Below are 15200 nucleotides of genomic sequence, written 5' to 3'. Positions count from 1 at the left end.
AAGGATAATGCAGTAGATAACTAACTAAATCGTAACCTATTACTATCAAGAGCGATTAACCAACGCTCATTTCCAATAAATTACACTCTTTTCGTAACTTCATGGTACAAATGTAATTAAACGTGTTAAATGAAGAGGGATAAATCGATAAAACTTTTATAATTTATTTATCACACTCTGATTTTTTGCCTAACTTTACACGCTAAAATCGTAGACAGTAATAAGTTAAACCATAGATATAAACTCATGCCTTTAAATTTACCCGATAAACTACCCGCTATCGAGTTGCTGAAAGAGGAGAATATATTTGTCATTGACAATTCCCGGGCAACCCAGCAGGATATCCGTCCGCTGCGTATCGTGATTCTGAACTTGATGCCGCTAAAGATTACAACGGAAACGGACCTGGTGCGTCTGCTTTCCAATACTCCGCTTCAGGTGGAAATCTCGTTCATGAAGATAAAAAGCCATACTTCCAAGAACACTCCGATAGAACACATGAAAACATTCTATACGGATTTCGACAAGATGCGCGGTGAAAAGTACGATGGCATGATTATCACCGGTGCTCCGGTAGAGCAGATGGATTTTGAGGAGGTGACTTATTGGGATGAGATTACTGAAATCTTCGACTGGGCGCGTACGCATGTCACCTCTACGCTCTACATCTGCTGGGCGGCGCAGGCAGGGCTCTATCATCATTATGGAGTGCCGAAGTATGCACTGGATAAGAAGATGTTCGGTATCTTTGAACATCGTACCTTGCAACCGTTGCATCCCATTTTCCGTGGATTTGATGATATGTTCTATGTGCCGCATAGCCGCCACACGGAAGTGCGTCGGGAAGATATACAGAAGGTTCCGGAATTGACGCTGCTTTCCGAGTCGGAGGATGCTGGTGTATATATGGCGGTGGCCCGTGGAGGGCGTGAGTTCTTCGTGACCGGCCATTCGGAATACTCCCCGCTGACATTGGATACAGAGTATCGCCGTGACTTGAATAAGGGCCTGCCCATTGAGATACCCCGTAACTACTATGTGGACGATGACCCGGACAAAGGAGTGCTGGTGCGTTGGCGTGCCCATGCCAATCTGTTGTTCTCCAATTGGCTGAATTATTTTGTATATCAGGAGACGCCGTATAATATTAATGAAATAGGGTGAGTTACTCGTAACTAAACGATGATAAAGCAACGTAAAATAGAGCTGCTGGCTCCTGCCAAGAATTTGGAGTGTGGCATAGAAGCAGTGAATCATGGGGCAGATGCGGTATACATCGGTGCACCCAAGTTCGGTGCGCGTGCGGCTGCTGTCAACTCTTTGGAGGATATTGCCGCTTTGGTGGAGCATGCCCATCTGTATAATGCCCGTATCTATGTGACGGTCAATACCATTCTGAAAGAAGAAGAGCTGAAAGAGACGGAGAGGATGATTTGGGAGCTGTACCGCATCGGTGTGGATGCACTGATTGTACAGGATATGGGGATTACGCGGTTGAATTTGCCGCCCATTCCGTTGCATGGCAGTACGCAGATGGATAACCGTACGCCGGAGAAAGTACGTTTCCTTGCCGATGCCGGTTTCCGTCAGGTGGTGTTGGCACGCGAACTTTCTTTGCAGGAGATACGCGGTATCCATGAGGCGTGTCCCGACGTGCCGCTCGAAGTCTTTGTACACGGGGCTCTTTGCGTCAGTTATAGCGGGCAGTGCTATGTCAGCCAGGCTTGTTTCGGACGGAGTGCCAACCGGGGGGAATGTGCGCAATTCTGCCGTTTACCCTTCAGTCTGGTAGATGCCGATGGCAAGACCATTGTGCGTAATAAGCATCTGCTTTCTTTGAAGGACCTCAACCAAAGCGAGGTGTTGGAAGAACTGCTGGATGCCGGAGCCACTTCGCTGAAGATAGAAGGCCGCTTGAAGGATGTGACCTATGTGAAGAATGTGACGGCGGCTTACCGTAGGAAGCTCGATGCCATTTTTGCCCGTCGCAAGGAATATGCCCGTGCTTCTTCGGGCACCTGCCGTTTCGATTTCCAGCCACAGTTGGACAAGAGTTTCAGCCGCGGTTTCACCCATTATTTCCTGCAAGGAAGGGGAGGGGAGATCACTTCGTTCGATACGCCCAAATCTTTGGGAGAGGAGATGGGCACTTTGAAGGAACAGCGCGGGGGATATCTCACGGTGGCAGGCGTAAAGCCTTTCCACAACGGAGACGGTGTCTGTTTTCTTGATGAGCAGGGACGTTTGCAAGGTTTCCGCATCAACCGGGTGGATGGTAACAAACTCTATCCGGCAGGGGAAGTGCCTCGTATCAAACCCCGTACCCGACTTTATCGTAACTTCGACCAGGAGTTTGAACGTATTCTTACCCGCAAATCCTCCGAACGTAAAATCGGTGTTTGTTGGGAGTTGTCAGATACTTCTTTCGGGTTTAGCCTGACGGCTGCGGACGAGGATGATAACCGCGTGACGCTCTCTTTCCCTTATCCGAAAGAGTTGGCACGTACACCGCAGGTGGATAATCTGCGTAATCAGCTGGGTAAGTTGGGGAATACTCCTTTTGAGATAGCAGGATATTTGTCTGAAGATGCTTCGGGCATCAGGCTCAATCTTTCTGCTAACTGGTTCCTTCCTGCTTCTGCGGTGGCGGACTGGCGCCGGCAGGTGATAGATAAGCTGATTGCGGCTCGGCGTGTTACTTATCGTCGTGAGCTGGCTGTTTGGAAACCGACCAGCCATGCTTTCCCGGCTACTTCGCTGACCTATCTGGGTAATGTGATGAACGGTGCTGCCCGGAGTTTCTACCGTGAGCACGGGTTGTCGTCCATAGCACCTGCTTACGAGGCACAAGCGGTTCCGGATGCTGTACTCATGTTCTGCAAACATTGCCTGCGTTTCAGTATGGGATGGTGTCCCACCTATCAGAAAGGACATTCTCCCTATAGGGAACCTTATTATTTGGTTGGGACGGACGGCAAGTGTTTCCGCTTGTCGTTTGATTGCAAGAATTGCCAGATGAAAGTCATTGCTCATGAAGAGCCGCTTTAATGAAGGACGAAGAATGAGGAATTACTAATAAAGACTTGAAAATGAGGAGTGAGGAACGGGCACATAATGAAAGGCTGGCAAATGACCGGTACCGGGAAGCGGGCAGGGACAAACATCCTTTGCGTTCACTGCGTTCCCTCCTATTCTGCATTCTTTATTTTTCATGCTTCATTGCTTTAGTTTCCTGCCATTATTCCCGTCCTAATCTTGAAGATGAACATCTGTCTAAGGAGACGCGTGATTCGCTGGCCTATCTTTTTGAGCGGCATTATACTTGGAATACCAATCTGGAAGTGCTGGCAGATTCTGTGAATTTGGCTTGTCTGCCCGTGAAGGACTGCTATAATATGCTTTATCGGGGAGACCGCGTGGTGGTTGCCGAGTTCGCCATCCATCCTGCCGACAGTGTGGATAGTGTATGGGTGAAGCTTGCCCATTCGCAGGAAGTGCAGGGCTGGTTGCGGGAGTCCGAAATGATGCATGCCTTTGTTCCTACAGACAGCATTTCGCAGGCCATCTACTTGTTCAGTGATACCCATGCCTCTTATTTTATCATTATTTTTGCCTTGTTTGTGGCAGTCTGGCTGTTCAGGGCTTTTCGGCGCAAGCAGTTGAGGATGGTGTACTTTAATGATATAGACAGTCTCTATCCGTTGTTGCTATGTCTGCTGATGGCGTTCTGTGCCACTATTTACGAATCTATACAAGTGTTTGCGCCGGAGACGTGGCAACACTTCTATTTTAATCCTACCTTGTCGCCGTTCAAGGTACCGCTTGTGCTTTCTGCTTTTCTGATGGGTATCTGGCTGTTTATAGTGGTGTTGCTGGCGGTACTCGACGATTTGTTTCGCCAGTTAAGTCCGGCGGCGGCCGTATTCTATCTGTTGGGGCTGGCCTCCTGCTGCATCTTCTGTTATTTTTTCTTTATCCTGACTACATCTATCTACGTCGGATACTTGTTTTTGACCGCTTTTGTATGGGTATTCCTCAAAAGGCTTCGCATTTCGCTGCTGGCTTCACGCTATCGTTGCGGCAGATGCGGGCAGAAACTGAGGGAGAAGGGAGTCTGCCCACATTGCGGAGCTATCAATGAATAAAAAAGCTTTGTAACTTTGTAGTTGAACTTTTAAAAGGAGGAATTGATTATGAGTAGTTTGGAGTTGGAAGCCGGAAAATTGGAGTTGATTCGTGAGATAGTCAATATCAATAGCAGTACTGCATTGGAGAGCCTCAGAAAATATATGAAGGAGGTTTTGAATAAGAATAGTCATTCCATTCCGACAGCGGCAGATAGCAAATTGCTGACTAAGCGTATGCTTGCAAAGTATGCCGGTAGTTGGAAGGACAATCGTGATTCTGATGAAATCAATGATGATATATATGCATCACGCCTTTCTCGAAAAAAAGAAAACTTTAGCCCCTTTGACGAATGAAACGATATTTGCTTGATCTAATATTTGTGTTCACTTCATGCGTCAGAAATTTGGAGTAGACGAACATATTGAAAAGGTGGGCTGGGAACATTGTTGCATTTCGGAGGTTACGGTAGCAGAGTTGTTGTTCGGTGCAGAGCGAAGTAATAATGTGGAGAGAAACTTGCAGCTTGTTACTGATTTCTGCCAAGATATCAAGGTAATACCTTTGTCCTCGGCTTTATGTTGTTATGCCCGGAGTAAGGCTGCCTTATATAGTCAAGAAACTCCCATTGAGGATTTGGACTTATTTATAGGATGTACAGCGGTGGCTAACCAAATGATAATGGTTACTGAAAACAAGAAACATCTGGAAAGAATACCTAATATTGAAATTGAAAACTGGGTACATAGAGGATAACTTCTCCTCTGTCAGATAGAAACATAGAAACGGTCGTTCGGGTATGCAATGTGTAAGTACCCGAACGACCGTTTCTATTTTCCTTTACTTTCGGAGGGACAAAGCTCTCCAATCAGAACCTGCACCTCAACTCTATTCCCGCCTGCACAGGCCGTCCTTTCTGCATAAATCCGTTCCCCATACTCTCAAAATAGAACGAAGCATACTCTTTGTCCAGTGCATTGCGCACCCAGAAATCAATCTGCCCATGTCCTTTCTGGAAACTGATGCGTCCGTTCAGCGTGCCGTAGAAGGCTTGGCTTACGCTGTTCTCTTCGGTCCAGTAGATGCGTCCGGCACCGGTGTAGTTGGCATTCAGCTGGATGCGGTCCAGCCAGTGCCCCGGACGGATGCGGAAGATGTACTGACCGCCCACGTTCATGGTATGCTTGGGAACAAAGGGTACGTACTTGCCGTTGTAGCTGATTTCCTGAAGCTCCCCATTCACTTTCTCGTTGGTGATGTAATCCTTAAAGGTGGCATAGGTATAACCATAACTTGCATTCAGCGTGAAGTCCGTAGCAACGGCAGCCGTCAAGGCAACCTCTGCCCCCTGGCTGCGGCTTTTGCCGGCATTTGCCGTTTCGCGTCCCAGTCCGCTTGGGGCGAAGCGTGAAATCTGCTGGTCGCGGGTTTCCAGCCAGAAGATGGCGGCGTCGGCATGCAGACGTCCGTCCAGCAGATTCAAGTGTGTTCCTATTTCGTAGTTCCAGGTCTGTTCGGGCTTGTAGACGGTGGCGGATTTTGCATCCGGATTCTCTCCCGCATCGGGGAAGTATTTACCCACCAGCTCTTTGTAGGCATCCGGCACGTTGGGCATAATCGCCTCTTTGCTTTGCCGCATCATGTCATTCTTCAAACTGGATTGCAGCAGGTCGGAGAACATCTGCACATTGTAACCTCCCGAACGGTAACCTTTGCTGACCGTTGCATACACATTTCCTCTGTTTCGCGCAAAGTCATACTGCAAAGCAAACTTGGGCAACAGCTGAAGATAATCCTTATCAATGTTTCCTTGGTAGCGCGACTCTACTGTCAGTGCCGTCTCCGGCATCATCTCCATTTCGCGGATGACGACGTCGCCCCGCTTCATTTCTCCCTTGATGCCCACCTTGTAGTCCAGGCTGGTGCCGGAGTTGTAATCCATCTTCATACGCTCATAATCCAGGCGTAACCCGGCAGTGAACGACACTCCTTTCAGTCCGAATAAATCTCTGAAGGTAGATTGATGAAAGAGTGCCCCATTCAGCAGCGGAGTGTTGAAACTGCCCCCGATGGGCATGGTCCGGCTGCTGATGCCCAGTGAGGGCAGGATATTCATACTCATGGATGGTCCCATCTCTACTTGTATTTGCGATGGGATGACACTGCCCAACATCTGGTTCAGCATCCCCATTCCGGCTTCCCTGAAAGTGACGGGAGCTTCCGTATTCAGCCATTGGTAGAAGCCGAAGGCGCCGGTGGTCCATTGCCAGTGGCTGCCGCTTTTACTCTTCAAGATGATTTCCTCGCTCAGTGCGTGGGAGCGTTGTTTCTGTTGCAGGGTATAGATGTCGTTGGCGGTGAAGTCTTGGTCTATGTCCATGCAGTCCTTTAGAAACTGGTAGCCGGTGACCATGCTCAACGTGAAGTGCTGTGCCTGGTATTCCAGGTTCAGACCCGTGTTCAGCAGGTTGCGGTAGTAGTTGCTGCGGGCGTTATTGGAGATTTTTCCGATGTAGGGCTTCAGCGGCTCGCTCTGTGCTTCGGGGGCCAGGCTGCCTTGGTAGAAATACGGGTAGCCACCCTGGTCGCTGTATTCGTAGTTGATGTTTAGGTCCACCTTCCAGTTGTCCGAGGGGAGGTAGATGGCGCGGATGCGTCCGCCTGCCGATTGCCCCTTGTCCGCTTTCTCGTCCCTCACCGTGTTGCGGAAGAATCCTCCTTGATAATCGTAAAAACCTCCGGTGGAAAAGGCGAACCGTTCCGAAAGGCGGTGATAGTGGGTCAGCGAGGTATTATAGGCATTGTACGTACCTGCCCCCATGCGGAAGTCCGTCCCCTGGTAGGAGAAGGGCGATTTGGTGTGCACCTTAATCAATCCGCCCATGGCATTGCGCCCGTAGAGCGTGCCCTGCGGACCGCGTAGCACGTCGATGCGCTCTACGTCGGCATAGCTGAAGTCGAAGGCTGACTTGTCTATATAAGGTATATTGTCTACATAAAGTCCTACGGAGGGAGTATTGATGCGCGAGCCGATGCCGCGGATATAGACTGCCGAAGTCAGTCGCGAGCCGTAGTCGGGGATAAACATATTGGGCACTACGGATGTCAGATTCTTGATGGAGTTCACCTGTGCGTTCTGCATGTCCTGCTGCGAAAGCAGGGTGACGGCGGCGGGCTGCTCGCGCAGTTTCCGGTTTTCTTTGGGGGCGGCAATGACGGTTATTTCCTCTACATCCACCACTTTCAAGGTGTCTGCCTCTTCGGCAAGTACGTTGCCGGTTGCCAGGAGGCAGAAGATACCGGTCAAAATTCTATATCTATTCATAAACTGGTTTTTTAGCGCCTGCAAAGTAAAGGGATTCTTGCGGAAGGGACAATCCTCATTTATTAGGATTTCGTTCCTGGAGTGCTAATCTTAAATCGTTCCATCATGCGAAAAATATCGTTCCTCCGTGGGGTAAAAATCGTTCCACCATGGTGGAACGATTTTTACCCCACGGAGGAACGATATTTTTCGCATGATGGAACGATTTAAGATTAGCACTCCAGGAACGAAATCCTAATAAATGAGGATTGTCCCTTCCGCAAGAATCCCTTTACTTTGCAGGCGCTAAAAAACCAGTTTATGAATAGATATAGAATTTTGACCGGTATCTTCTGCCTCCTGGCAACCGGCAACGTACTTGCCGAAGAGGCAGACACCTTGAAAGTGGTGGATGTAGAGGAAATAACCGTCATTGCCGCCCCCAAAGAAAACCGGAAACTGCGCGAGCAGCCCGCCGCCGTCACCCTGCTTTCGCAGCAGGACATGCAGAACGCACAGGTGAACTCCATCAAGAATCTGACATCCGTAGTGCCCAATATGTTTATCCCCGACTACGGCTCGCGACTGACTTCGGCAGTCTATATCCGCGGCATCGGCTCGCGCATCAATACTCCCTCCGTAGGACTTTATGTAGACAATATACCTTATATAGACAAGTCAGCCTTCGACTTCAGCTATGCCGACGTAGAGCGCATCGACGTGCTACGCGGTCCGCAGGGCACGCTCTACGGGCGCAATGCCATGGGCGGATTGATTAAGGTGCACACCAAATCGCCCTTCTCCTACCAGGGGACGGACTTCCGCATGGGGGCAGGTACGTACAATGCCTATAATACCTCGCTGACCCACTATCACCGCCTTTCGGAACGGTTCGCCTTTTCCACCGGAGGTTTTTACGATTATCAAGGAGGATTCTTCCGCAACACGGTGAGGGACGAGAAAGCGGACAAGGGGCAATCGGCAGGCGGACGCATCCGCGCCATCTACCTCCCCTCGGACAACTGGAAGGTGGACCTAAACATCAACTACGAATACAGCGACCAGGGTGGCTACCCGTATTTCTACCAAGGCAGCCTGGCCCCCGAAGCACAGAGCGAGCCGCTGAAGCCCTACATCGGAAAAATCTCCAATAACGCCCGCAGCAACTACTACCGCAACCTGCTGAACACGGGTCTGAACCTGGAATACCAGGCACAGCACTTCACGTTGAGCATGGTCACCGGCTACCAGTTTCTAAAGGACTGCATGGACATAGACCAAGACTTCACCGCCAACGACATCTATACCCTGCAACAGAAACAACGCTCCCACGCACTGAGCGAGGAAATCATCTTGAAGAGTAAAAGCGGCAGCCACTGGCAATGGACCACCGGCGCCTTCGGCTTCTACCAATGGCTGAATACGGAAGCTCCCGTCACTTTCAGGGAAGCCGGAATGGGGATGCTGAACCAGATGTTGGGCAGTGTCATCCCATCGCAAATACAAGTAGAGATGGGACCATCCATGAGTATGAATATCCTGCCCTCACTGGGCATCAGCAGCCGGACCATGCCCATCGGGGGCAGTTTCAACACTCCGCTGCTGAATGGGGCACTCTTTCATCAATCTACCTTCAGAGATTTATTCGGACTGAAAGGAGTGTCGTTCACTGCCGGGTTACGCCTGGATTATGAGCGTATGAAGATGGATTACAACTCCGGCACCAGCCTGGACTACAAGGTGGGCATCAAGGGAGAAATGAAGCGGGGCGACGTCGTCATCCGCGAAATGGAGATGATGCCGGAGACGGCACTGACAGTAGAGTCGCGCTACCAAGGAAACATTGATAAGGATTATCTTCAGCTGTTGCCCAAGTTTGCTTTGCAGTATGACTTTGCGCGAAACAGAGGAAATGTGTATGCAACGGTCAGCAAAGGTTACCGTTCGGGAGGTTACAATGTGCAGATGTTCTCCGACCTGCTGCAATCCAGTTTGAAGAATGACATGATGCGGCAAAGCAAAGAGGCGATTATGCCCAACGTGCCGGATGCCTACAAAGAGCTGGTGGGTAAATACTTCCCCGATGCGGGAGAGAATCCGGATGCAAAATCCGCCACCGTCTACAAGCCCGAACAGACCTGGAACTACGAAATAGGAACACACTTGAATCTGCTGGACGGACGTCTGCATGCCGACGCCGCCATCTTCTGGCTGGAAACCCGCGACCAGCAGATTTCACGCTTCGCCCCAAGCGGACTGGGACGCGAAACGGCAAATGCCGGCAAAAGCCGCAGCCAGGGGGCAGAGGTTGCCTTGACGGCTGCCGTTGCTACGGACTTCACGCTGAATGCAAGTTATGGTTATACCTATGCCACCTTTAAGGATTACATCACCAACGAGAAAGTGAATGGGGAGCTTCAGGAAATCAGCTACAACGGCAAGTACGTACCCTTTGTTCCCAAGCATACCATGAACGTGGGCGGTCAGTACATCTTCCGCATCCGTCCGGGGCACTGGCTGGACCGCATCCAGCTGAATGCCAACTACACCGGTGCCGGACGCATCTACTGGACCGAAGAGAACAGCGTAAGCCAAGCCTTCTACGGCACGCTGAACGGACGCATCAGTTTCCAGAAAGGACATGGGCAGATTGATTTCTGGGTGCGCAATGCACTGGACAAAGAGTATGCTTCGTTCTATTTTGAGAGTATGGGGAACGGATTTATGCAGAAAGGACGGCCTGTGCAGGCGGGAATAGAGTTGAGGTGCAGGTTCTGATTGGAGAGCTTTGTCCCTCCGAAAGTAAAGGAAAATAGAAACGGTCGTTCGGGTACTTACACATTGCATACCCGAACGACCGTTTCTATGTTTCTATCTGACAGAGGAGAAGTTATCCTCTATGTACCCAGTTTTCAATTTCAATATTAGGTATTCTTTCCAGATGTTTCTTGTTTTCAGTAACCATTATCATTTGGTTAGCCACCGCTGTACATCCTATAAATAAGTCCAAATCCTCAATGGGAGTTTCTTGACTATATAAGGCAGCCTTACTCCGGGCATAACAACATAAAGCCGAGGACAAAGGTATTACCTTGATATCTTGGCAGAAATCAGTAACAAGCTGCAAGTTTCTCTCCACATTATTACTTCGCTCTGCACCGAACAACAACTCTGCTACCGTAACCTCCGAAATGCAACAATGTTCCCAGCCCACCTTTTCAATATGTTCGTCTACTCCAAATTTCTGACGCATGAAGTGAACACAAATATTAGATCAAGCAAATATCGTTTCATTCGTCAAAGGGGCTAAAGTTTTCTTTTTTTCGAGAAAGGCGTGATGCATATATATCATCATTGATTTCATCAGAATCACGATTGTCCTTCCAACTACCGGCATACTTTGCAAGCATACGCTTAGTCAGCAATTTGCTATCTGCCGCTGTCGGAATGGAATGACTATTCTTATTCAAAACCTCCTTCATATATTTTCTGAGGCTCTCCAATGCAGTACTGCTATTGATATTGACTATCTCACGAATCAACTCCAATTTTCCGGCTTCCAACTCCAAACTACTCATAATCAATTCCTCCTTTTAAAAGTTCAACTACAAAGTTACAAAGCTTTTTTATTCATTGATAGCTCCGCAATGTGGGCAGACTCCCTTCTCCCTCAGTTTCTGCCCGCATCTGCCGCAACGATAGCGTGAAGCCAGCAGCGAAATGCGAAGCCTTTTGAGGAATACCCATACAAAAGCGGTCAAAAACAAGTATCCGACGTAGATAGATGTAGTCAGGATAAAGAAAAAATAACAGAAGATGCAGCAGGAGGCCAGCCCCAACAGATAGAATACGGCCGCCGCCGGACTTAACTGGCGAAACAAATCGTCGAGTACCGCCAGCAACACCACTATAAACAGCCAGATACCCATCAGAAAAGCAGAAAGCACAAGCGGTACCTTGAACGGCGACAAGGTAGGATTAAAATAGAAGTGTTGCCACGTCTCCGGCGCAAACACTTGTATAGATTCGTAAATAGTGGCACAGAACGCCATCAGCAGACATAGCAACAACGGATAGAGACTGTCTATATCATTAAAGTACACCATCCTCAACTGCTTGCGCCGAAAAGCCCTGAACAGCCAGACTGCCACAAACAAGGCAAAAATAATGATAAAATAAGAGGCATGGGTATCACTGAACAAGTAGATGGCCTGCGAAATGCTGTCTGTAGGAACAAAGGCATGCATCATTTCGGACTCCCGCAACCAGCCCTGCACTTCCTGCGAATGGGCAAGCTTCACCCATACACTATCCACACTGTCGGCAGGATGGATGGCGAACTCGGCAACCACCACGCGGTCTCCCCGATAAAGCATATTATAGCAGTCCTTCACGGGCAGACAAGCCAAATTCACAGAATCTGCCAGCACTTCCAGATTGGTATTCCAAGTATAATGCCGCTCAAAAAGATAGGCCAGCGAATCACGCGTCTCCTTAGACAGATGTTCATCTTCAAGATTAGGACGGGAATAATGGCAGGAAACTAAAGCAATGAAGCATGAAAAATAAAGAATGCAGAATAGGAGGGAACGCAGTGAACGCAAAGGATGTTTGTCCCTGCCCGCTTCCCGGTACCGGTCATTTGCCAGCCTTTCATTATGTGCCCGTTCCTCACTCCTCATTTTCAAGTCTTTATTAGTAATTCCTCATTCTTCGTCCTTCATTAAAGCGGCTCTTCATGAGCAATGACTTTCATCTGGCAATTCTTGCAATCAAACGACAAGCGGAAACACTTGCCGTCCGTCCCAACCAAATAATAAGGTTCCCTATAGGGAGAATGTCCTTTCTGATAGGTGGGACACCATCCCATACTGAAACGCAGGCAATGTTTGCAGAACATGAGTACAGCATCCGGAACCGCTTGTGCCTCGTAAGCAGGTGCTATGGACGACAACCCGTGCTCACGGTAGAAACTCCGGGCAGCACCGTTCATCACATTACCCAGATAGGTCAGCGAAGTAGCCGGGAAAGCATGGCTGGTCGGTTTCCAAACAGCCAGCTCACGACGATAAGTAACACGCCGAGCCGCAATCAGCTTATCTATCACCTGCCGGCGCCAGTCCGCCACCGCAGAAGCAGGAAGGAACCAGTTAGCAGAAAGATTGAGCCTGATGCCCGAAGCATCTTCAGACAAATATCCTGCTATCTCAAAAGGAGTATTCCCCAACTTACCCAGCTGATTACGCAGATTATCCACCTGCGGTGTACGTGCCAACTCTTTCGGATAAGGGAAAGAGAGCGTCACGCGGTTATCATCCTCGTCCGCAGCCGTCAGGCTAAACCCGAAAGAAGTATCTGACAACTCCCAACAAACACCGATTTTACGTTCGGAGGATTTGCGGGTAAGAATACGTTCAAACTCCTGGTCGAAGTTACGATAAAGTCGGGTACGGGGTTTGATACGAGGCACTTCCCCTGCCGGATAGAGTTTGTTACCATCCACCCGGTTGATGCGGAAACCTTGCAAACGTCCCTGCTCATCAAGAAAACAGACACCGTCTCCGTTGTGGAAAGGCTTTACGCCTGCCACCGTGAGATATCCCCCGCGCTGTTCCTTCAAAGTGCCCATCTCCTCTCCCAAAGATTTGGGCGTATCGAACGAAGTGATCTCCCCTCCCCTTCCTTGCAGGAAATAATGGGTGAAACCGCGGCTGAAACTCTTGTCCAACTGTGGCTGGAAATCGAAACGGCAGGTGCCCGAAGAAGCACGGGCATATTCCTTGCGACGGGCAAAAATGGCATCGAGCTTCCTACGGTAAGCCGCCGTCACATTCTTCACATAGGTCACATCCTTCAAGCGGCCTTCTATCTTCAGCGAAGTGGCTCCGGCATCCAGCAGTTCTTCCAACACCTCGCTTTGGTTGAGGTCCTTCAAAGAAAGCAGATGCTTATTACGCACAATGGTCTTGCCATCGGCATCTACCAGACTGAAGGGTAAACGGCAGAATTGCGCACATTCCCCCCGGTTGGCACTCCGTCCGAAACAAGCCTGGCTGACATAGCACTGCCCGCTATAACTGACGCAAAGAGCCCCGTGTACAAAGACTTCGAGCGGCACGTCGGGACACGCCTCATGGATACCGCGTATCTCCTGCAAAGAAAGTTCGCGTGCCAACACCACCTGACGGAAACCGGCATCGGCAAGGAAACGTACTTTCTCCGGCGTACGGTTATCCATCTGCGTACTGCCATGCAACGGAATGGGCGGCAAATTCAACCGCGTAATCCCCATATCCTGTACAATCAGTGCATCCACACCGATGCGGTACAGCTCCCAAATCATCCTCTCCGTCTCTTTCAGCTCTTCTTCTTTCAGAATGGTATTGACCGTCACATAGATACGGGCATTATACAGATGGGCATGCTCCACCAAAGCGGCAATATCCTCCAAAGAGTTGACAGCAGCCGCACGCGCACCGAACTTGGGTGCACCGATGTATACCGCATCTGCCCCATGATTCACTGCTTCTATGCCACACTCCAAATTCTTGGCAGGAGCCAGCAGCTCTATTTTACGTTGCTTTATCATCGTTTAGTTACGAGTAACTCACCCTATTTCATTAATATTATACGGCGTCTCCTGATATACAAAATAATTCAGCCAATTGGAGAACAACAGATTGGCATGGGCACGCCAACGCACCAGCACTCCTTTGTCCGGGTCATCGTCCACATAGTAGTTACGGGGTATCTCAATGGGCAGGCCCTTATTCAAGTCACGGCGATACTCTGTATCCAATGTCAGCGGGGAGTATTCCGAATGGCCGGTCACGAAGAACTCACGCCCTCCACGGGCCACCGCCATATATACACCAGCATCCTCCGACTCGGAAAGCAGCGTCAATTCCGGAACCTTCTGTATATCTTCCCGACGCACTTCCGTGTGGCGGCTATGCGGCACATAGAACATATCATCAAATCCACGGAAAATGGGATGCAACGGTTGCAAGGTACGATGTTCAAAGATACCGAACATCTTCTTATCCAGTGCATACTTCGGCACTCCATAATGATGATAGAGCCCTGCCTGCGCCGCCCAGCAGATGTAGAGCGTAGAGGTGACATGCGTACGCGCCCAGTCGAAGATTTCAGTAATCTCATCCCAATAAGTCACCTCCTCAAAATCCATCTGCTCTACCGGAGCACCGGTGATAATCATGCCATCGTACTTTTCACCGCGCATCTTGTCGAAATCCGTATAGAATGTTTTCATGTGTTCTATCGGAGTGTTCTTGGAAGTATGGCTTTTTATCTTCATGAACGAGATTTCCACCTGAAGCGGAGTATTGGAAAGCAGACGCACCAGGTCCGTTTCCGTTGTAATCTTTAGCGGCATCAAGTTCAGAATCACGATACGCAGCGGACGGATATCCTGCTGGGTTGCCCGGGAATTGTCAATGACAAATATATTCTCCTCTTTCAGCAACTCGATAGCGGGTAGTTTATCGGGTAAATTTAAAGGCATGAGTTTATATCTATGGTTTAACTTATTACTGTCTACGATTTTAGCGTGTAAAGTTAGGCAAAAAATCAGAGTGTGATAAATAAATTATAAAAGTTTTATCGATTTATCCCTCTTCATTTAACACGTTTAATTACATTTGTACCATGAAGTTACGAAAAGAGTGTAATTTATTGGAAATGAGCGTTGGTTAATCGCTCTTGATAGTAATAGGTTACGATTTAGTTAGTTATCTACTGCATTATCCTT

The 15200-nt window shown here is 49.1% G+C and carries 12 protein-coding genes; 6 read left to right on the top strand and 6 right to left on the bottom strand.

Annotation, left to right across the window (positions count from 1 at the left end; all coding sequences use genetic code 11):
* Positions 1–246 precede the first annotated feature (246 nt).
* From metA (DW039_RS19635) to DW039_RS19655, 5 genes are read left to right on the top strand one after another with little or no spacing between them, the layout of a single operon-like run.
* Complete coding sequence (gene metA / locus DW039_RS19635; RefSeq protein WP_005828529.1) at positions 247–1164, top strand: homoserine O-succinyltransferase; 918 nt, start codon at positions 247–249, stop codon at positions 1162–1164.
* Between the two features lie 18 nt (positions 1165–1182).
* Positions 1183–3048, top strand: coding sequence for a U32 family peptidase (locus DW039_RS19640; RefSeq protein WP_117589692.1), 1866 nt, complete (start codon positions 1183–1185; stop codon positions 3046–3048).
* Between the two features lie 41 nt (positions 3049–3089).
* Complete coding sequence (locus DW039_RS19645) at positions 3090–4145, top strand: hypothetical protein (RefSeq protein WP_005828525.1); 1056 nt, start codon at positions 3090–3092, stop codon at positions 4143–4145.
* Positions 4146–4193: 48 nt separating this feature from the next.
* The gene (locus tag DW039_RS19650; protein WP_057087050.1) at positions 4194–4481 is read left to right on the top strand and encodes a hypothetical protein; all 288 of its coding nucleotides are present in this window, start codon (positions 4194–4196) and stop codon (positions 4479–4481) included.
* A gap of 37 nt (positions 4482–4518) precedes the next feature.
* Positions 4519–4881 carry a type II toxin-antitoxin system VapC family toxin gene (locus tag DW039_RS19655; protein WP_044468412.1) on the top strand — a complete coding sequence of 121 codons (363 nt, stop codon included), beginning with the start codon at positions 4519–4521 and terminating at the stop codon, positions 4879–4881.
* Between the two features lie 112 nt (positions 4882–4993).
* On the opposite strand, the gene DW039_RS19660 is transcribed toward DW039_RS19655, so the two are convergent.
* Positions 4994–7450 (bottom strand): TonB-dependent receptor, encoded by a 2457-nt coding sequence (locus DW039_RS19660; RefSeq protein ID WP_120382274.1) that lies wholly within the window; start codon positions 7448–7450, stop codon positions 4994–4996.
* A 300-nt stretch (positions 7451–7750) separates the two neighbouring features.
* Between DW039_RS19660 and DW039_RS19665 the strand changes: the two genes are divergently transcribed.
* Complete coding sequence (locus tag DW039_RS19665) at positions 7751–10207, top strand: TonB-dependent receptor (protein ID WP_120382274.1); 2457 nt, start codon at positions 7751–7753, stop codon at positions 10205–10207.
* A gap of 112 nt (positions 10208–10319) precedes the next feature.
* On the opposite strand, the gene DW039_RS19670 is transcribed toward DW039_RS19665, so the two are convergent.
* From DW039_RS19670 to metA (DW039_RS19690), 5 genes are read right to left on the bottom strand one after another with little or no spacing between them, the layout of a single operon-like run.
* The gene (locus DW039_RS19670) at positions 10320–10682 is read right to left on the bottom strand and encodes a type II toxin-antitoxin system VapC family toxin (RefSeq protein WP_044468412.1); all 363 of its coding nucleotides are present in this window, start codon (positions 10680–10682) and stop codon (positions 10320–10322) included.
* A 37-nt stretch (positions 10683–10719) separates the two neighbouring features.
* Positions 10720–11007 carry a hypothetical protein gene (locus tag DW039_RS19675; RefSeq protein WP_057087050.1) on the bottom strand — a complete coding sequence of 96 codons (288 nt, stop codon included), beginning with the start codon at positions 11005–11007 and terminating at the stop codon, positions 10720–10722.
* Positions 11008–11055: 48 nt separating this feature from the next.
* Positions 11056–12111, bottom strand: coding sequence for a hypothetical protein (locus DW039_RS19680; protein WP_005828525.1), 1056 nt, complete (start codon positions 12109–12111; stop codon positions 11056–11058).
* Between the two features lie 41 nt (positions 12112–12152).
* Positions 12153–14018: a U32 family peptidase gene (locus DW039_RS19685; RefSeq protein WP_117589692.1), complete on the bottom strand. Its 1866-nt coding sequence runs from the start codon at positions 14016–14018 to the stop codon at positions 12153–12155.
* An 18-nt stretch (positions 14019–14036) separates the two neighbouring features.
* Positions 14037–14954, bottom strand: a complete 918-nt coding sequence (gene metA / locus DW039_RS19690) for a homoserine O-succinyltransferase (RefSeq protein WP_005828529.1) — start codon at positions 14952–14954, stop codon at positions 14037–14039.
* Positions 14955–15200 lie beyond the last annotated feature (246 nt).

This window comes from Bacteroides sp. AF39-16AC, assembly GCF_003602735.1.
In the GTDB taxonomy this organism is placed as follows: domain Bacteria; phylum Bacteroidota; class Bacteroidia; order Bacteroidales; family Bacteroidaceae; genus Bacteroides; species Bacteroides uniformis.
Note: the sequence above shows the minus strand (reverse complement) of the source record. Positions and strands in the feature narration are given on the sequence as shown.

Bases quoted from the DNA above. Each gene is read 5' to 3' on its own strand.
- metA (WP_005828529.1), top strand. From the start codon at position 247: ATGCCTTTAAATTTACCCGATAAACTACCCGCTATCGAGTTGCTGAAA.
- DW039_RS19640 (WP_117589692.1), top strand. From the start codon at position 1,183: ATGATAAAGCAACGTAAAATAGAGCTGCTGGCTCCTGCCAAGAATTTG.
- DW039_RS19645 (WP_005828525.1), top strand. From the start codon at position 3,090: ATGAGGAGTGAGGAACGGGCACATAATGAAAGGCTGGCAAATGACCGG.
- DW039_RS19650 (WP_057087050.1), top strand. From the start codon at position 4,194: ATGAGTAGTTTGGAGTTGGAAGCCGGAAAATTGGAGTTGATTCGTGAG.
- DW039_RS19655 (WP_044468412.1), top strand. From the start codon at position 4,519: ATGCGTCAGAAATTTGGAGTAGACGAACATATTGAAAAGGTGGGCTGG.
- DW039_RS19660 (WP_120382274.1), bottom strand. From the start codon at position 7,450: ATGAATAGATATAGAATTTTGACCGGTATCTTCTGCCTCCTGGCAACC.
- DW039_RS19665 (WP_120382274.1), top strand. From the start codon at position 7,751: ATGAATAGATATAGAATTTTGACCGGTATCTTCTGCCTCCTGGCAACC.
- DW039_RS19670 (WP_044468412.1), bottom strand. From the start codon at position 10,682: ATGCGTCAGAAATTTGGAGTAGACGAACATATTGAAAAGGTGGGCTGG.
- DW039_RS19675 (WP_057087050.1), bottom strand. From the start codon at position 11,007: ATGAGTAGTTTGGAGTTGGAAGCCGGAAAATTGGAGTTGATTCGTGAG.
- DW039_RS19680 (WP_005828525.1), bottom strand. From the start codon at position 12,111: ATGAGGAGTGAGGAACGGGCACATAATGAAAGGCTGGCAAATGACCGG.
- DW039_RS19685 (WP_117589692.1), bottom strand. From the start codon at position 14,018: ATGATAAAGCAACGTAAAATAGAGCTGCTGGCTCCTGCCAAGAATTTG.
- metA (WP_005828529.1), bottom strand. From the start codon at position 14,954: ATGCCTTTAAATTTACCCGATAAACTACCCGCTATCGAGTTGCTGAAA.